This window comes from Hyphomicrobium sp. (genome assembly GCF_003987855.1).
Taxonomy (GTDB): domain Bacteria; phylum Pseudomonadota; class Alphaproteobacteria; order Rhizobiales; family Hyphomicrobiaceae; genus Hyphomicrobium_B.
In genome coordinates this window covers 247181-261708 of record NZ_RXIZ01000004.1, presented here as the reverse complement: position 1 = coordinate 261708, position 14528 = coordinate 247181, and the positions used below count along the sequence as shown (strand labels likewise).

The 14528-nt window shown below is 62.0% G+C and carries 22 protein-coding genes and 1 pseudogene; 9 read left to right on the top strand and 14 right to left on the bottom strand.

Annotated elements, in window-relative coordinates:
- Positions 1 to 523, bottom strand: a pseudogene (locus EKK30_RS03520) (hypothetical protein); the annotation flags it as partial.
- An 18-nt stretch (positions 524 to 541) separates the two neighbouring features.
- Positions 542 to 1114: an ATP-dependent protease subunit HslV gene (gene hslV / locus EKK30_RS03515; RefSeq protein WP_290980302.1), complete on the bottom strand. Its 573-nt coding sequence runs from the start codon at positions 1112 to 1114 to the stop codon at positions 542 to 544.
- Between the two features lie 172 nt (positions 1115 to 1286).
- Between hslV and hisB the strand changes: the two genes are divergently transcribed.
- The 3 genes from hisB to hisH all read left to right on the top strand — a co-directional run bounded on the left by hisB (position 1287) and on the right by hisH (position 3198).
- A complete protein-coding gene (hisB, locus tag EKK30_RS03510) occupies positions 1287 to 1877 on the top strand; it encodes an imidazoleglycerol-phosphate dehydratase HisB (RefSeq protein WP_290980299.1) in 591 nt (196 codons plus the stop codon).
- 48 nt (positions 1878 to 1925) lie between these two features.
- Positions 1926 to 2396: a DUF2628 domain-containing protein gene (locus tag EKK30_RS03505; protein WP_290980296.1), complete on the top strand. Its 471-nt coding sequence runs from the start codon at positions 1926 to 1928 to the stop codon at positions 2394 to 2396.
- A gap of 148 nt (positions 2397 to 2544) precedes the next feature.
- Positions 2545 to 3198 carry an imidazole glycerol phosphate synthase subunit HisH gene (gene hisH, locus EKK30_RS03500; RefSeq protein ID WP_290980293.1) on the top strand — a complete coding sequence of 218 codons (654 nt, stop codon included), beginning with the start codon at positions 2545 to 2547 and terminating at the stop codon, positions 3196 to 3198.
- A gap of 108 nt (positions 3199 to 3306) precedes the next feature.
- On the opposite strand, the gene EKK30_RS03495 is transcribed toward hisH, so the two are convergent.
- Together EKK30_RS03495 and EKK30_RS03490 are read right to left on the bottom strand one after the other, a co-directional pair.
- A complete protein-coding gene (locus EKK30_RS03495) occupies positions 3307 to 3654 on the bottom strand; it encodes a hypothetical protein (protein WP_290980290.1) in 348 nt (115 codons plus the stop codon).
- A 211-nt stretch (positions 3655 to 3865) separates the two neighbouring features.
- A complete protein-coding gene (locus tag EKK30_RS03490) occupies positions 3866 to 4234 on the bottom strand; it encodes a hypothetical protein (RefSeq protein WP_290980287.1) in 369 nt (122 codons plus the stop codon).
- 273 nt (positions 4235 to 4507) lie between these two features.
- Here EKK30_RS03490 and EKK30_RS03485 point away from each other — a divergent pair, with 273 nt between their 5' ends.
- The gene (locus EKK30_RS03485) at positions 4508 to 4741 is read left to right on the top strand and encodes a hypothetical protein (protein ID WP_290980284.1); all 234 of its coding nucleotides are present in this window, start codon (positions 4508 to 4510) and stop codon (positions 4739 to 4741) included.
- A gap of 22 nt (positions 4742 to 4763) precedes the next feature.
- Here the strand turns inward: EKK30_RS03485 and EKK30_RS03480 are convergent, their stop codons facing one another.
- Entirely contained in the window at positions 4764 to 5078 is a 315-nt protein-coding gene (locus EKK30_RS03480) for a hypothetical protein (RefSeq protein WP_290980282.1), read from the bottom strand.
- A gap of 267 nt (positions 5079 to 5345) precedes the next feature.
- Here EKK30_RS03480 and hisA point away from each other — a divergent pair, with 267 nt between their 5' ends.
- Genes hisA through EKK30_RS03465 form a run of 3 tightly spaced genes read left to right on the top strand, consistent with a single transcriptional unit; the run spans position 5346 to position 7921 of the window.
- Positions 5346 to 6074: a 1-(5-phosphoribosyl)-5-[(5-phosphoribosylamino)methylideneamino]imidazole-4-carboxamide isomerase gene (gene hisA / locus EKK30_RS03475; RefSeq protein ID WP_290980279.1), complete on the top strand. Its 729-nt coding sequence runs from the start codon at positions 5346 to 5348 to the stop codon at positions 6072 to 6074.
- Positions 6071 to 6295: a hypothetical protein gene (locus EKK30_RS03470; protein WP_290980276.1), complete on the top strand. Its 225-nt coding sequence runs from the start codon at positions 6071 to 6073 to the stop codon at positions 6293 to 6295. The genes hisA and EKK30_RS03470 overlap by 4 nt, the downstream gene beginning before the upstream one ends.
- 12 nt (positions 6296 to 6307) lie before the next feature.
- Positions 6308 to 7921: a peptide chain release factor 3 gene (locus EKK30_RS03465; protein ID WP_290980633.1), complete on the top strand. Its 1614-nt coding sequence runs from the start codon at positions 6308 to 6310 to the stop codon at positions 7919 to 7921.
- A gap of 47 nt (positions 7922 to 7968) precedes the next feature.
- On the opposite strand, the gene EKK30_RS03460 is transcribed toward EKK30_RS03465, so the two are convergent.
- Positions 7969 to 8280: a hypothetical protein gene (locus tag EKK30_RS03460; RefSeq protein WP_290980273.1), complete on the bottom strand. Its 312-nt coding sequence runs from the start codon at positions 8278 to 8280 to the stop codon at positions 7969 to 7971.
- A gap of 161 nt (positions 8281 to 8441) precedes the next feature.
- Here EKK30_RS03460 and hisF point away from each other — a divergent pair, with 161 nt between their 5' ends.
- On the top strand, positions 8442 to 9215 hold the full coding sequence (hisF, locus tag EKK30_RS03455; protein WP_290980270.1) for an imidazole glycerol phosphate synthase subunit HisF: 774 nt from the start codon (positions 8442 to 8444) through the stop codon (positions 9213 to 9215).
- Positions 9216 to 9308: 93 nt separating this feature from the next.
- Here hisF and nth read toward each other — a convergent pair whose 3' ends face one another.
- Positions 9309 to 10061 (bottom strand): endonuclease III, encoded by a 753-nt coding sequence (gene nth, locus EKK30_RS03450; RefSeq protein ID WP_290980267.1) that lies wholly within the window; start codon positions 10059 to 10061, stop codon positions 9309 to 9311.
- 65 nt (positions 10062 to 10126) lie between these two features.
- On the opposite strand from nth, the gene EKK30_RS03445 reads away from it, so the two are divergent.
- Entirely contained in the window at positions 10127 to 10624 is a 498-nt protein-coding gene (locus tag EKK30_RS03445) for a DUF2244 domain-containing protein (RefSeq protein WP_290980264.1), read from the top strand.
- Between the two features lie 30 nt (positions 10625 to 10654).
- On the opposite strand, the gene EKK30_RS03440 is transcribed toward EKK30_RS03445, so the two are convergent.
- The 7 genes from EKK30_RS03440 to EKK30_RS03410 all read right to left on the bottom strand — a co-directional run bounded on the left by EKK30_RS03440 (position 10655) and on the right by EKK30_RS03410 (position 14518).
- Positions 10655 to 10867 carry a hypothetical protein gene (locus tag EKK30_RS03440; protein WP_290980261.1) on the bottom strand — a complete coding sequence of 71 codons (213 nt, stop codon included), beginning with the start codon at positions 10865 to 10867 and terminating at the stop codon, positions 10655 to 10657.
- A 15-nt stretch (positions 10868 to 10882) separates the two neighbouring features.
- On the bottom strand, positions 10883 to 11278 hold the full coding sequence (locus EKK30_RS03435) for a VOC family protein (protein WP_290980258.1): 396 nt from the start codon (positions 11276 to 11278) through the stop codon (positions 10883 to 10885).
- A 69-nt stretch (positions 11279 to 11347) separates the two neighbouring features.
- On the bottom strand, positions 11348 to 11956 hold the full coding sequence (gene leuD / locus EKK30_RS03430; RefSeq protein ID WP_290980255.1) for a 3-isopropylmalate dehydratase small subunit: 609 nt from the start codon (positions 11954 to 11956) through the stop codon (positions 11348 to 11350).
- Positions 11957 to 11972: 16 nt separating this feature from the next.
- Positions 11973 to 12404: a hypothetical protein gene (locus EKK30_RS03425; RefSeq protein WP_290980253.1), complete on the bottom strand. Its 432-nt coding sequence runs from the start codon at positions 12402 to 12404 to the stop codon at positions 11973 to 11975.
- A 131-nt stretch (positions 12405 to 12535) separates the two neighbouring features.
- The gene (locus EKK30_RS03420) at positions 12536 to 13084 is read right to left on the bottom strand and encodes a hypothetical protein (protein WP_290980250.1); all 549 of its coding nucleotides are present in this window, start codon (positions 13082 to 13084) and stop codon (positions 12536 to 12538) included.
- Positions 13085 to 13227: 143 nt separating this feature from the next.
- Entirely contained in the window at positions 13228 to 13638 is a 411-nt protein-coding gene (locus EKK30_RS03415) for a metallopeptidase family protein (RefSeq protein WP_290980247.1), read from the bottom strand.
- 67 nt (positions 13639 to 13705) lie between these two features.
- On the bottom strand, positions 13706 to 14518 hold the full coding sequence (locus tag EKK30_RS03410; protein WP_290980245.1) for a class I SAM-dependent methyltransferase: 813 nt from the start codon (positions 14516 to 14518) through the stop codon (positions 13706 to 13708).
- Between the last annotated feature and the right edge of the window lie 10 nt (positions 14519 to 14528).

The window sequence follows — 14528 nt, the reverse complement described above, 5'->3', positions numbered from 1 at the left end:
AACGAATGTAGTAGATGAGCGCCGCGATCAACGCCGGCAAGCCGAAGACGAGCGTGGGATTTCGCCAGAAGGTGAGTTCGGAGGCGACGTCCCAGTTCGATGTTTTCAGATTGTCCCAATGCAGTTGGACGACCACGGCGGAGGCCGCGAAGGCGACGAACAGCAGAGACAGAACCAAGCCGGGCAGCACGGCGCGCAGGCGGCCGACGAGGATCTCGCTCAAAACCCAAAAGGTCGCTGCGGCTACGGCGAGAGTCCCAAACCAGCTTATGCCGAAGAGGCCGGTGGACGTGACGCTTAAAAACGCGCCCGCAACGAGCAGCACGCCGATCGTCAGGAAGATGTCGTTAAAGCCATTCAAGAAGCGGAAGCGTTCTTCGTCCGCGAGGACGTTCGGCTCGCCGTCGGGTCCGAGCGGCGCCGGAGCCTGGCGCATGGCGCGCAGCTTTTCGGCTTGCGCGGCATCGATCACGCCGGCGTCGACGGCCGCTTTCAGATCATCATTGGGTAATCCGTTGGCCATGTCCGTCCTCGCTTCGCGTCACGTGCCTTTGGCGTCGAGGCTTTCGACGACAATGTTGGCGTTCGTATAGACGCAAATCTCGGCGGCAATGGACATGGCCTTGCGGGCGATCGCCTCGGCTTCGAGGGGCTGGTCGATCAGTGCGCGGGCGGCGGCGAGGGCGTAGTTGCCACCGGAGCCGATGCCGGCGATGGCGTTTTCCGGTTCGAGTACGTCGCCGGTACCGGTCAGAACCAGGGTGGTCGTGGCGTCGGCAACGATCATCATGGCTTCGAGCCGGCGCAGGAAGCGATCGGTCCGCCAATCCTTGGCGAGTTCCACGGCGGCGCGGGTGAGCTGACCGGGATATTGCTCGAGCTTGGCTTCGAGCCGCTCAAACAGGGTGAATGCGTCGGCCGTGGCGCCAGCAAAGCCGCCGATCACGTCGCCCTTGCCGAGCCGGCGGACTTTCCGGGCATTCGATTTGATGACCGTTTGGCCAAGGCTGACCTGGCCGTCGCCGGCCACTACAACTTTGCCGCCCTTGCGGACCGTCAGGATGGTGGTGGCGTGCCAGCTGGAGTCGCCGGCATTTTGGCTCGGATGCGTCATATGTATCGCGTCAGTTAAGCTTTTGGAGTGAAGATGCAAGGTCGGGCCCCTTGGCCCTGGGCGCCTGAAGCTGATAAACGCTCGCAGCGCCGCGGGTAAGGGCTTTTATGTGGGCCCTGGCTACTCCCGTTCCGGGAGCCGGCCGCCAAGGCAAAATTGGAGAGGGATTCACGTGAAGCGGCAGGCGACGATCACGCGCAAGACCAAGGAGACCGAGATCTCCGCGACCGTCGATCTTGATGGCACCGGCGCTTACGATATCGCGACGGGCATCGGCTTCCTCGATCACATGCTGGAGCAGCTCGCCCGTCATTCGCTGATCAACATCACGCTCCGGGCGAAGGGCGACCTGCACATCGATTATCACCACACGGCCGAAGACACGGGCATCGTTGTCGGGCAGGCGATCGCCAAAGCGCTCGAAGACAAGGCCGGGATCGTGCGCTATGCCGACGTTCATCTGCCGATGGACGAGACGCTGACGCGGGTCGCGCTCGACGTGTCGGGGCGGCCGTTCCTGGTCTGGAAGGTCGAATTCACCCGGCCGAAGCTCGGCGAGATGGACACTGAGCTTTTTCGCGAGTGGTTTCAGGCGTTTGCACAGAACGCCGGCATCACGCTGCACGTCGAAAACCTCTACGGCGAGAACAATCACCATATCGCCGAGACCTGCTATAAGGGGCTGGCGCGCGCGCTCAAGGCTGCGATCGCGGTCGATCCGCGGCAGGCAGGCCGCATTCCCTCGACGAAGGGCAGCCTTTAGATTGGCCTGGGCTTTCGACGGTTCAGACGTAGCGAGGAGTTGAGGTCTGTGGCGACCTATACCGTTCACGAACCACCGGAAGCGGATTCCGACCGTGTCGACCGTGGCGTGGAGCTGGAATTCGTGAAGGATGGCTTTTCCTGGCTGACCGCGATCTGTCCGCCGCTCGGGTTCATCGCCAATGGGCTTTGGCTCATGGCGATCGCGTACCTCGCCGGCACGGGACTGCTCGCGTATTTGCTCCAGTCGCTGAAGGTCAGCCCGGAATTGTCGGGTATCCTCTTTCTGGCGCTCAACATCTATCTCGGGCTCGAGATTTCGACGTTCAAACGCTGGATGCTGGATCAAAAGGGCTGGCAGATGCTCGGCGTCGTCAATGGCCGCACCATGGCCGAATGCGAGCGAAGGTTCTTCGAGAGCTGGCTGCCGCAGCAGCCCGTGATCGCGAGCGACGAGAGGGGGCAGGGCATGCCTCCGCAGCGCGGATCGCGCTTTTGGCCATTCGGCGCCAGCGCCTAACGGTCAGGCGCCGTTCTGGCGTTTTCCCTGCCGGCGCAAATAAGCGCGGGACGACCATGCGCCCGCCGGGGTGACAATCAGCCCGGCTTCCGGCATTGGATGCGCGCACCGATATCCAACTGCCAATTCGCCCGAGGCCTGCTCTCCCATGCAAAGCGTCGTCATCATCGATTACGGGTCAGGTAACCTGCACTCGGCGGCGAAGGCGTTCGAGAGCGCGGCGCGCGACAGCTCGGCTGATGCGAAGATCATCGTCAGTCCAAGGCCCGAGGATGTTCTCTCCGCTGACCGGATCGTGCTGCCGGGGGTTGGTGCCTATGGCGATTGCAAGCACGGGCTCGAGCGCGTCCCTGGATTAATCGCGGCACTGGAAGAGACCGTGCGTCACAAGGGGCGGCCCTTTCTCGGCATTTGCGTCGGCATGCAGCTTCTATCCGAACGCGGGCTCGAATTCGTCGAGACGCCGGGGCTCGGCTGGATCAAGGGCGAGGTGCGCGCGATCGAGCCGAAGGATCCGGCTCTCAAGATCCCGCACATGGGCTGGAACACGCTCGACGTTGTCACCCCGCACGCGCTGCTTGATGGGATCCCGACAGGACCCGATGGGTGGCACGCCTACTTCGTGCATTCGTTCGCGATGACGCCCACCGAGCGACGGGTCGTCGTGGCTGAGACGGATTACGGCGGCCCGATTACGGCGATCGTCGGCGACGGCAACATCGCAGGCACGCAGTTTCACCCGGAAAAGAGCCAGAAGCTCGGGCTGAAGCTCATCGCCAATTTCTTGAAGTGGACGCCGTAACGCGGCCGCGCGCGAAGCCTCGGGCCGGCCGCGTGCCATCGCAGACGTCGATGGCCGCTCTCAGGAGCGGCCATGACGCGGGGCTTGATGGCTTGCCGTCAGATGGAGTCAGCGGGCGAGCGTGCCGACCGCGGACTGAATGACCGTCCAGACGCCGCGCGGCACGTGCCATGAGGCATCCATGTCGTCGTCTTCGAGGCGTCCTTCGAGCCATTTGAGCTTGGCGGTGCCGGCCAAGTCGGCACGTCCCAATTCATGCACGATCAGCTCATCGGGATGATCGAACAGGATAGCGAGACGGCGCTTGATCTGCTCGGCGCCGAGCCAGCTTCGGACGTACCAGACGCCGTTACCGGCGGGAGCATATTCGGTGGCGATGTAGGGAAGCGAGAACGTCACCGTCCAGGTGTCCTGGTTGGCGGATTTGGGGGTCTGATGGAGAAGGAAGGTTTTCATGACGCTGATCCGGGGGAGAGGCGCTGGGGGAGCGGAACAAAGGAAACGCAGTACGCCACTTCAAAAAAGGAGCCGGGGATCATGACCGCTGAGGGTACAGGTCAGTCGTGATCCCCGGAGCTCCAGCATCGGGCTTTGGACGGGACGAGCCCTTTGGGAACGGCAGGGGGGAGAAACCCGCCCCGCCCAAAGACCGGAATTCGTCGCGATTTCAGCCCGCCTTGGCGAAGGGCAGTTCGGGCTCCATCGGCTCGGCTGCCGGCGTCGCAGGTAGCGGGAAAGCGATGATGTTGCCATCCGGGGCGAGGTCGAGACCCGGGCGCCGCTGACGGAACCAGCGTAGCGACGTGTTGGTCATCGCCGCATCACGCTTGGTCGCCTGGATGAGGAGACCGTCGTCTTCTGCGAGGAGTGCCCTGAGGTCGGCTTCGAGTTCGACTTCCTCGCGCTCGGACATCACGTACCAGGTGTTCGAGAGAGGCCGTGCCCACTTGTCGCCGATGCCCATGATGGTCTGGGCGAGGACGTGCTGATTGCGGGTCGGATGGGCGAGGTCGTAAGAGATCAGATAGGTGCGCATGGGGGGCTCTCCTAAGGTTATTCGAGAGGGTCGAACGCACTACTCTGACCCGGTTTGGCGCCTCATTTAGGGCGTCGTGAACATAGGGAGAACATGCCACGACTCTATCCGTCTGTCCAGTGTTTGTTCCAAAAATGTTCTTCGACGTTCTGGGCTGCGGATGATTATGCAACTCTCCAGCGTCGGCCTTTGGCCTGATGTTGCGCGGGTTTGTCGTCGGCGGGTCACGCAGAGCCGCTAGACACCGTCCCGAAGCCTTGCGGGAGATGTGAGATGGACGACAACGTCTCGGAACTGGATCAGCTGCAGAGCGCCTACAAGGCGCTCGTCGAGCAGTGGATCGCGGCAATCAAGCGGGAAGAAGAGCTGGCGTCGGTCAACCATTCGGTTGCCGAGGTGGACCAATGGGAAGCCGCGCATTTCGCCGAAGACGAGTTGCGGTCGAAGGTGAAGGCCGCGAAGAAGGACTACGAGGACGCTCTGCGGCGGAAGTTCTTCGGGTTCTAAGAGCGCCGGACCTTTGAGGCGCTCACTTATCTGAAAACAGGCTCAATTGCCCGGGATGCGGCGCCGTCGGGACGCGACGGTGCGGTCCGGGATCAAAGCGCGGCTCAAGCCCCGGAAAGCGGCGCTGGAACTCGGCCAGCGCCTGCGCGCGCGTGCCGGGGAAGCGGACTTCCTCCCAGATTTCATAGAGGCGGCGCGGATCGCACGCATAACGGCGCTGCAGGTCCGTGGGGCGGATCCTGAGCCAGCGGGCAATCCAGATGTCGATGGCGTCCTCCTCGGTCAGAGGGCGCCGGGCGACGGCTGGCGGAGGTTCGACGAGAAACGCGGTGGCCATAGGAACTCTACAATTTTGCCCTGCGACATGGCTTTGCCAATCCGGCCGCCGTGCGTCAGGCGCAGGGCCGGGCTTGACGTAGCGCGCGATCCGCGATTGATCGCACGGGAAACATAGAAACCCAAGATAGCAATCTGATGGCCGCCAAGATCTTTCTCCCCCTTGGGTAGAAGCTGGTCGCAGGCCGGATGAGGGGCACGCCCCTCACCCCGACCCTCTCTCCAAGAGGAGAGGGAGTTCGCCGCACATCCGTAAGAGAGACGACGATTGATCCTATTTCCTGCCATTGACCTCAAGGACGGCCAGTGCGTCCGGCTGAAGCTCGGCGAGATGGACGCCGCGACGGTGTTCAACGACGATCCAGCGGCGCAGGCTGCGAGTTTTGAGCGCCAGGGCTTCAAGTACCTGCACATCGTCGATCTCAACGGCGCGTTCGCCGGTAAGCCGGTCAACGCGGCGGCGGTCGAAGCGATCCTGAAGGCGATCAAGATGCCGGCGCAGCTGGGCGGGGGAATCCGGGATCTCGCGACCATCGAGACCTGGCTCGACAAGGGTATTCGCCGCGTCATCCTCGGAACGGTGGCGGTGCGCGACCCGGCCTTGGTGAAGGACGCAGCCAAGCGATTCCCGGGACGCGTCGCGGTCGGCATCGACGCCAAGGGCGGCAAGGTGGCCGTCGAAGGCTGGGCGGAAACGTCGGAGCTTTCGGCGATCGACCTCGCCAAACGCTTCGAGGACGCGGGTGTCGCTGCCATCATCTACACCGACATCGAACGGGACGGTGTTCTCAAAGGCCTCAATCTGCCCGCGACCGCCGATCTCGCGAAGGCCACCGGCATCCCCGTGATCGCGTCGGGAGGTCTTGCGTCGATCGAGGATGTGCGCGACCTGATGAAACCAGAATATCGCATGCTCGAAGGCGCCATCACGGGCCGCGCGCTCTATGATGGGCGACTCGATGCGAAGCAGGCGCTCGAACTTCTGGAGACGGCATGAACATTGGCGACAGAGTGCGCGTCCTGGGTGTTCCGGATGGGGTGCCTGGAGACAACAAGATGCTGCTGAAGCTGTTCAAGAGCTGTGTGGGCAAGACGTTTCCCATCATCAAGTTCGATGACGGGCTCGTGGAGCTGCACGTCGGCGAGGTGTTCGGCAAGCCCGCAGACTATCATCAGATCTGGCTCGAGCCGAGCCAAGTGCAATTGATTGAGGCCTAGACTTTGAACGTCATGACGCAAGGCGCGGGGGTCGATCCCTCGCTGCCGCCCGAGATCGCGCGGCGGCGCACATTCGCGATCATCTCGCACCCTGACGCGGGTAAAACGACGCTGACGGAAAAGCTTCTCCTGTTCGGGGGAGCCATTCAGATGGCGGGCGCGGTGAAGGCGCGCGGCGAGCGGCGGCGCACGCGTTCGGACTGGATGCAGATCGAGCAGCAGCGCGGCATCTCGGTGACGTCGTCGGTGATGACGTTCGAGCGCAACGGCATCGTCTATAATCTTCTCGACACGCCGGGCCACTCAGACTTCAGCGAAGATACCTATCGCACGCTGTCGGCGGTCGACGCCGCCGTGATGGTGATGGACGCGGCGAAGGGGATCGAAAGCCAGACGCGGAAGCTGTTCGAGGTTTGCCGCCTGCGCGATATTCCGATCATCACGTTCATCAACAAGATCGACCGCGAGGCGGAGGATCCGCTGACGCTGCTCGATCAGATCGCGGCCGACTTGGCGCTCGATCTCGTGCCAATGGCGTGGCCCGTTGGCATGGGCGTCGATTTTCGCGGCGTGCTCGATCTTGTCGGCAACAAGATCCTGCTGCCCGAGAGCAGTGAGCGGGGCGCCTCATACGGGCATTCGCAGCCGCTCGATACGTTCGAAGGCTTGCGGCGGATCGAAGGGATCGACGAACGCATCGCGGAAAAGACCATCGAAGGGGTCGAACTCGCGCAGGGCGCTCTGCCGACGTTCGATCTCGAGGCGTTTCGCGAGGGGCACTTGTCGCCGGTCTTCTTCGGCAGCGCGCTCAAAAATTTCGGAGTCGAACAGCTGCTCGATGCGCTTGCGGCCTGGGCTCCGGGTCCGCTGCCGCGCGATGGGACGCAGCGCGTCGTCGCGCCGGGCGAAGAGCAGGTCACGGGCTTCATCTTCAAGGTCCAGGCCAACATGGATCCGAACCATCGCGACCGCATCGCCTTCATGCGTTTGTGCTCGGGCCGGTTCAAGCGCGGCATGAAGCTTCTTCACGTGCGCGACAACAAACCAATGACGGTGTCATCGCCGACGTTTTTCTTCGGCCAGGGCCGCGAGACGGCGGACGAAGCCTGGGCGGGCGATATCATCGGCGTGCCAAATCACGGCACGCTTCGCGTCGGCGACACGCTGACGGAGAAGGAAGCCTTGAAGTTCACCGGCATCCCGAACTTTGCGCCGGAGCTTCTGCGCCGCGTCGTCATTCAAGATGCGATGAAGGCCAAGCAGCTCAATCGCGCGCTGGACGATCTCGCCGAAGAAGGGATCGTGCAGGTGTTCACGCCGATCGCCGGTGGCCGGCAAATCCTAGGCGTCGTCGGGCAGCTGCAATTCGAAGTGCTGCAGTCACGCGTTGCGAACGAGTACAGCGTTCCTGTCTCGCTGGAGCAATCGCCGTTCGAATTGGCGCGTTGGATTTCGGCGGATGATCCGGCGGAACTTCAGAAGTTCGTCAACGCGCATCGCGGCGAGATCGCGACCGATCGCGATGGGGCGCTGGTGTTTTTGTCGGAAAGCGCATGGATGCTGAAGTACAAAACCGAGCGCTTCCCCGACATCAAATTTGCGGCGCTGCGCGAGCGCGGGCAGTAGGTGAGCCGTCATCCTTGCACGTTGCGAGGATGACGAGCCTCAACCAATCAGACCGAGATATTCGGCTCGCGATGGTGGGGATGCTCGAACTTGCTTTCCACACCCTCGAGCCACTTATGCAGCGCTGATTCCAGAGCATCCGTTTGAGCGGAGGCCTTGCTGTGCTGAAGCTCCGTGATGGTCCCTTCGGTGTCGAGCGAGCCACGGATGTTATCGTGCTGATCGATGAAGTTGGTCAGGGCGTCAGCCTGATCGCCAATGATGCCGTGCGTTTCGAGCTGGGAACGGGCCGCTGAAATGCGATCCTGGATGGCCGCCAACCGGGCCCGGAGGTTCTTGGGGGCGAATTCGTCGACCATGGATGGAAGCTTCCCTTCAAATTTGTCTGCGTAGTCCCGCTAGACGACTTCAACTCCGAAACCGGATGAGAGTTCCCTGTCGCGATCCTTAATACTCTCGACGGTTCCGGATGCGCCGTGATAGGGGAGCGCTTGGTCTCAGAGAAGCCGCGTCTGCAAATATGCTGAAAGTCCGCATCATTCCATGCCTCGACGTCAAAGACGGCAGGGTCGTCAAAGGCGTTAACTTCGTCGACTTGATCGACGCGGGCGATCCAGTCGAGGCGGCCGCCGCCTACGATGCCGCCGGCGCGGACGAGCTTTGCTTTCTCGACATCACGGCGAGCCACGAGAATCGCGACACGATCTTCGATGTGGTCGAGCGGACGGCCAACCGCTGCTTCATGCCGCTCACGGTCGGCGGCGGCGTGCGGACGGTCGACGACATCCGTAAGCTGCTCGAAGCGGGTGCCGACAAGGTGTCGATCAACACGGCGGCCGTTGAGAACCGCGCTTTCGTCAAGGAGGCGAGCGAGAAGTTCGGGGCGCAGTGCATCGTTGTCGCGATCGACGCCAAGAAGGTGTCGGCCGACGGCCAACCGCCGCGATGGGAAATCTTCACGCACGGCGGTCGCAAGCCGACAGGCATCGATGCGATCGAATACGCCCGTGAGGTCGCGGCCTTGGGCGCCGGCGAGATCCTTCTGACGTCGATGGACCGCGACGGGACGAAAGCAGGCTTCGACGTCGGCTTGACGCGCGCGATTTCGGACGCCGTGACGATCCCGGTCATTGCGTCGGGCGGGGTCGGCACGCTGCAGCACCTGGTCGACGGCGTGAAAGAGGGGCACGCAAGCGCCGTGCTGGCGGCCTCGATCTTTCACTTCGGTACGCACACGATTCCCGAAGCGAAAGCGTACATGGAAGACGCAGGTCTCGCGATGCGGCTCGATTAGAAGAATCACCTCTCCCCTTGCGGATAGGGTTAGGGTGAGGGGGACCGCCCCCTCATCCGGCCTTCGGCCACCTTCTCCCAAGGGAGAAGGACGTCAGGGCGCCGGCGTTTTATCCGGATACCGGCAGATGTCGTTGATGAGGCAGCGCCAGCATTCGGGCTTGCGCGCCTTGCAAACATAGCGCCCGTGCAGGATCAGCCAATGATGCGCGTGCATCGCGTATTCCTTCGGCACGACATGCATCAGATCTTCCTCGACGGCCAAAGGTGTCTGTCCGCGTGATAGCCCGACGCGATTGGCGACGCGGAACACGTGCGTATCGACGGCCATCGTCGGCTGATGAAAGGCGATGTTCATCACCACGTTCGCCGTCTTGCGGCCGACGCCCGGCAGCGATTCCAGGGCGTCTCGGTCAGAGGGAACGACACCGTCGTAGTCCTCGATCAAGCGCTGGGAGAGTCCGATGACGTTTTTCGCCTTGGCGCGATAAAGACCGATGGTCTTGACGTGGTCGCGCAGCTTCTCTTCCCCGAGCTTCAGCATCTTTTCAGGCGTATCGGCGACCTTGAAGAGCGCGCGGGTCGCCTTATTGACCCCGGCGTCCGTCGCCTGGGCCGAGAGCACGACCGCGACCAACAGAGTATAAGGATTGATGTGTTCGAGTTCGCCCTTAGGCTCCGGGTTCGCCGCGTGAAAGCGCCGAAAAACCTCACGAATTTCCGCTTCGCTCAGCAAAGCGGATTTCCGTGCCTTCTTGGCGACTTTCGCGGCAGGCTTTGCGGTCTTGCGTTTTGAAGCGGAACTGCCGATGCTTGTATGACGTACATCCGAAGACGTTTTGGACATCAGAGCTCCGGGTTCGATGGGGCGGTGAGCCCAAGCGCGCGATCCAGTCGGGTGCGATCAGAGAGATGAGCGATAAACCGACCGAAATGCAATCCGTGAAAGATGCACAATTCGTGCTTCACCCCCACCGCTCGCTGGCGCCCAGCGGGTTCGTCATCATGATGGTTTTGATCAGCCTAGTGAGCTTCATCGTAGGCATGGTGTTCTTTCTGATGGGCGCTTGGCCGGTATTCGGCTTTTTCGGTCTCGACGTGGCGTTGATCTATGGCGCGTTCAAACTCAATTACCGCGCCGGTCGTGAGTTCGAGACGGTGCATCTGACGCCCGAGCTGTTGACGCTGACGCACGTCTATCCGTCAGGGAAGAGCGTCGCGTTCGAATGCAATCCTTATTGGGCGCGGGTGAGCTGCCAAGTCGACCGGCCCGATGGGCGGACATCGCTCTGGCTGTCAGCTCAGGGGCATCAGATTCGTTTCGGGCAGTTCCTCACCGACGAGGAGCGCCGCGATTTTGCCGATGCATTGACCGGCGCGCTCGTCTCGACGCGCGGTTCGCGGTTTTAAGTAAGGTTCTCAGTCCGGCCGTGACCGAGCCTAGTCGTTCAGCATCGTCAACGCGGCTCGGCGGTCGCCGGGCTTCAAGCGAAGGAACTGCGTGCGCGCCGCTTTGATGTCTTTCGCGGTGCCCGTTTCGGCGGCGGTCTTCAGGGCTTTCGTCGCCTCGTGATCGGCGCCGACGACAAAGGACAGGGCGCCCGCCAAGCGCCCCATCGTGCCCGCGTCGAATTTGAAATCGTCATCAACCATCACGCGTCTCGCATTTTACTGGAAGCGGCCGCCGCGCTGCAGAACTTCGATCTTGTAGCCGTCGGGATCCTCGATGAAGAAGAACGTGCCGAACGGCTTGCCGTCGTGCGTCATGTTCTTGATGTCCTTCGGCTGGTAGCCGGCAGCTGTGATCTTCGCGCGCGTTGATTCGAGATCGTCCACCGCGAAGGCGATGTGGCCGTAGCCATTGCCGAGGTCATAGGGCTCCGTGCGGCCTTTGTTGACCGTCAATTCGACCTCGAAGTCGTTCTCGTCGTTCTTCAGATAAATGAGCGTGAAGTCCGGCCAATCACGACGCTCGGAAACTTTCAGGCCGAAGCAGGCTTCGTAGAACTTGACTGAGCGCGCTTCGTCGAGCACGCGGATCATCATGTGAATTGCTTTGGCCATTGTCCGGTCCTTCTCCGTGCCTTCTTCAATTCACTCCATGGCCTCAAGGGCGGCCATGGAGGGATAAGCCTACAACCAGGGCCGCGAGGCGGACGTTTCCTTTTCGAACGACGAAATGGCGCTACCCTTCTCGAGCGTCAGGCCGATGTTGTCGAGGCCGTTCAAGAGGCAGTGCTTGCGGAACGGGTCGATATCGAACTTGATGACGCCGCCATCGGGTCCGCGGATTTCCTGCTTTTCGAGATCGACCGTAATTGTCGCGTTGGCGCCGCGGTTGGCATCATCCATCAGCTTGTCGACATCGCTCTGCGGCAGCTTGATCGGCAGGATGCCGTTCTGGAAGCAGTTGTTGTAGAAGATGTCGGCGAAATCCGTGGCTATAACGCAGCGGATGCCGAAGTCGAGCAACGCCCACGGCGCGTGCTCGCGAGAGGAGCCGCAGCCGAAATTGTCGCCGGCGACGAGGATCGTCGCGTTGCGGTACTGCGGTTTGTTCAAAACGAAGTCGGCAATCTCATTCCCGGTCGCAGGGTCGTAGCGCATTTCATAGAAAAGCGATTTGCCGAGCCCGGTCCGTTTGATCGTTTTCAGGAACTGCTTGGGAATGATCATGTCGGTGTCGACGTTGCGGATCGGCAGCGGGGCCGCGACGCCGGTCAGGACCGTGAATTTTTCCATTGTTCTTGTCTCCTGTTCAGGCCCGCAACGTGTCTGCCAGCGCCCGGAAATAACCTTCCGCCGCGGCAAGCCGCCGGGCGTGCCGGAAAGCGCCGAACTCCCGGATGGCGGCTTCGAGATCGAAGGGCTTCAGATGTTCTAGCCGCCGTTTAACGCCAGCGCGCTTGTGCCCGTCAAGATGGTGTTCGAGCGTCGCGACGATGGTTTCGACGTAGCCCGATATGCGGCCGAGCTCGCGGGTGGCCGATATCAGCGCAATCCGGTCGTTCGGGGCGGTTTCCAAGGTTCCGAGGTTTGTGGCGGCGCGGGCCAACGTGGCTGCGACTTCCTCGGCGTAGAGCGCGACCTTCTCGCGCCCCAAGCCGTCGAGCTTGGCCGCGAGGGCGAGCCAGCGGTTAACCGTGCGGGCGAGGTCGGAGAGGCGCTGGACGTAATCGGCAAGCCGCATGGCAGATCCTTCGGTCATTCGGATCTGAGTGTAAGGCGGCGCCGGAAGGCGGGGATTACTTTTTTTGCATTTTTAATGGGCCGTGGCGGCTCCGATTCGCGGAGCCGGCCGCCACAGCCAAATCGGCAGCGTCAGCGGATATTCGGGTCTTCGTAGCACTTGCGCATGTACTCGCAACGATACGAGCCCGAGAAGTGCATGCTGTCGCCTTTGGCAGGCGTAATGAACGTGCAGATCTCGTCCAGGCCTTCGGGCTTCAGCCAGCCCTGCCGGCGGCCGCGCTGGACGGAAAAGCAGTCGGCGGTTTCCTCGTCCGGACCGCGGAACTGATGGCCGCACTCATGGCCGTAGATCCATTGCTTGACCGGTGTCGAGACCTTATCGAGCAGGCGTGGGTTCATGATGAGGAAGCCCGGGTATGCGGCGCCGTAATCATCGAGCTTGTTGTCGATGACGGTTGGGCGCGCGCCGCAATATTGCGGGCGACCGTCCAGCATGAATTGTCCGGGCGGTACGATGTGCGCATCGCCGCCGACCGTGGAGACATACTGCTCCGCTGTCGGGATGCCGTCGCGAATGGGCGCCGACGTATCCTGCGCGAATGCCGGTGTTGCGAAAGATAGCGTTAGGCCCAAGCCAACGCTCAAGACGAAACCGGAAACGAATCGCCGTACGCTCATGCGCTCATTCTTTCAGACATTTCCCCGCCCCTGCATAGCTTGGCCGCTACAACATGGCCTGAAACGGCGTTGGGCTCAAGCTGAGCTGTGTTGTGACACGAAGTGAGTTAAGCCGATGTGACTTCAGGCCACGCTTTCATCGCTCAATCGCCGACGGTGGCTTCGATGTTCTCCATGTCATCGTCGGAAAAGCCAAAATGATGCCCTATTTCGTGGATCAGCACGTGTGCGATCAAGTGCCCGAGTTCTTCGTCACCCGCTGCCCATTCATCGAGAATGGCGCGACGGTAGAGAAAGACCATGTCCGGTTCGCGCGTGCCCTCGCTCACGCTTTTCCGATCGAGGCTTACACCCTGATATAGTCCGGTCAGTTCAAAGGGGTCTTCGATGTCCAGCTCATCGAGCAGATCGTCGCCGGCGAAGTCTTCGATGCGAATGACGACATCGCCCGCCATGGTGCGGAATTCAGATGGCAGCTTGTTCCACGCGCTTTGCGCGAGCGCCTCGAAATCGGCGAGGGTCGGGGCCGTTGCGGTACTCCAGTCGGTCGGCATCGCGGGCTCCTCTAGGGTTGAGCCGAGGAGATAAGTGGTGCGGCGCGAAATAGATAGGGCGAATAATTCAGCTCTGCCTGTCGGCGACGATCAGAAGCTCCTGCAACGTGAAGTGCAGCGCACCGGCATCATCGCGGCGGGGCTTCAGGAACGTTCGTAGCGGAGCTGGACCGTCGCGCAGGATCGTTTCCAGTTCGCTGATCACCTCAGGCGTGCACCGCATGCGCGTCACCCAGGGCGTGAACTCCAGTTCCTTCTCGATCTGCTCGTGGGCGGCGATCTTGAAACCGTTGGATTGCAGCAGATCGATCCAGACTTGGGGCGGCGGCGCGAAGCCGTGGCTCGGATCGCGAAGTTTTTCGAAACCGTTGTAGTCGGCGATAGCGGCGTCGATGGCCGTCGCGCTCTCGCCGGGCAGCCGTTCCGCGTCAGGAGCGACGTTATCGACGAGGGCGAAGCGGCCGCCCACTTTCAGTACGCGGCGAACCTCGCGGACGAACGCGTGCAAATCCGGAAAGTGGTGGGCAGCGAGGCGGCAGCAGACGAGATCGAAGCTTTGATCCGGAAACGGCAGCGCATCGGCGGCAGCCTTCGCCGTCAAAATGTTGGAGATGCGGCGTGCGTTGGCGAGCTTGGCCGCTTCCTGAAGCATCTCGTCGGTGATGTCGCTTGCGATCATGCTGGCGACGTGCGGCGCGAAGATCGCCGCCGTGTGTCCGGCGCCGGTCGCAACGTCGAGCGCTTCCCAGGTCTTCTGCGGTGCCGTCAGCTCAACGATGCGGGCGAGACTTTCGCCCTGAGCGTGAACCGAGGACGTCGCGTAGTCGGCTGCGGCGCGTCCGAACTGCGATTGAACGGAAGCTGTTACGTCGTCGGCCATATCCTGCGCA

What these genes read in the sequence shown, in the direction of transcription:
- EKK30_RS03495 (WP_290980290.1), bottom strand. Translation starts at nt 3,654, where the DNA reads ATGAAAACCTTCCTTCTCCATCAGACCCCCAAATCCGCCAACCAGGAC.
- EKK30_RS03435 (WP_290980258.1), bottom strand. Translation starts at nt 11,278, where the DNA reads ATGGCCAAAGCAATTCACATGATGATCCGCGTGCTCGACGAAGCGCGC.
- EKK30_RS03490 (WP_290980287.1), bottom strand. Translation starts at nt 4,234, where the DNA reads ATGCGCACCTATCTGATCTCTTACGACCTCGCCCATCCGACCCGCAAT.
- hisH (WP_290980293.1), top strand. Translation starts at nt 2,545, where the DNA reads ATGCAAAGCGTCGTCATCATCGATTACGGGTCAGGTAACCTGCACTCG.
- EKK30_RS03480 (WP_290980282.1), bottom strand. Translation starts at nt 5,078, where the DNA reads ATGGCCACCGCGTTTCTCGTCGAACCTCCGCCAGCCGTCGCCCGGCGC.
- EKK30_RS03445 (WP_290980264.1), top strand. Translation starts at nt 10,127, where the DNA reads ATGAGCGATAAACCGACCGAAATGCAATCCGTGAAAGATGCACAATTC.
- EKK30_RS03425 (WP_290980253.1), bottom strand. Translation starts at nt 12,404, where the DNA reads ATGCGGCTTGCCGATTACGTCCAGCGCCTCTCCGACCTCGCCCGCACG.
- EKK30_RS03485 (WP_290980284.1), top strand. Translation starts at nt 4,508, where the DNA reads ATGGACGACAACGTCTCGGAACTGGATCAGCTGCAGAGCGCCTACAAG.
- nth (WP_290980267.1), bottom strand. Translation starts at nt 10,061, where the DNA reads ATGTCCAAAACGTCTTCGGATGTACGTCATACAAGCATCGGCAGTTCC.
- EKK30_RS03440 (WP_290980261.1), bottom strand. Translation starts at nt 10,867, where the DNA reads ATGGTTGATGACGATTTCAAATTCGACGCGGGCACGATGGGGCGCTTG.
- hisF (WP_290980270.1), top strand. Translation starts at nt 8,442, where the DNA reads ATGCTGAAAGTCCGCATCATTCCATGCCTCGACGTCAAAGACGGCAGG.
- hslV (WP_290980302.1), bottom strand. Translation starts at nt 1,114, where the DNA reads ATGACGCATCCGAGCCAAAATGCCGGCGACTCCAGCTGGCACGCCACC.
- EKK30_RS03470 (WP_290980276.1), top strand. Translation starts at nt 6,071, where the DNA reads ATGAACATTGGCGACAGAGTGCGCGTCCTGGGTGTTCCGGATGGGGTG.
- EKK30_RS03420 (WP_290980250.1), bottom strand. Translation starts at nt 13,084, where the DNA reads ATGAGCGTACGGCGATTCGTTTCCGGTTTCGTCTTGAGCGTTGGCTTG.
- EKK30_RS03415 (WP_290980247.1), bottom strand. Translation starts at nt 13,638, where the DNA reads ATGCCGACCGACTGGAGTACCGCAACGGCCCCGACCCTCGCCGATTTC.
- EKK30_RS03410 (WP_290980245.1), bottom strand. Translation starts at nt 14,518, where the DNA reads ATGGCCGACGACGTAACAGCTTCCGTTCAATCGCAGTTCGGACGCGCC.
- leuD (WP_290980255.1), bottom strand. Translation starts at nt 11,956, where the DNA reads ATGGAAAAATTCACGGTCCTGACCGGCGTCGCGGCCCCGCTGCCGATC.
- EKK30_RS03465 (WP_290980633.1), top strand. Translation starts at nt 6,308, where the DNA reads ATGACGCAAGGCGCGGGGGTCGATCCCTCGCTGCCGCCCGAGATCGCG.
- EKK30_RS03460 (WP_290980273.1), bottom strand. Translation starts at nt 8,280, where the DNA reads ATGGTCGACGAATTCGCCCCCAAGAACCTCCGGGCCCGGTTGGCGGCC.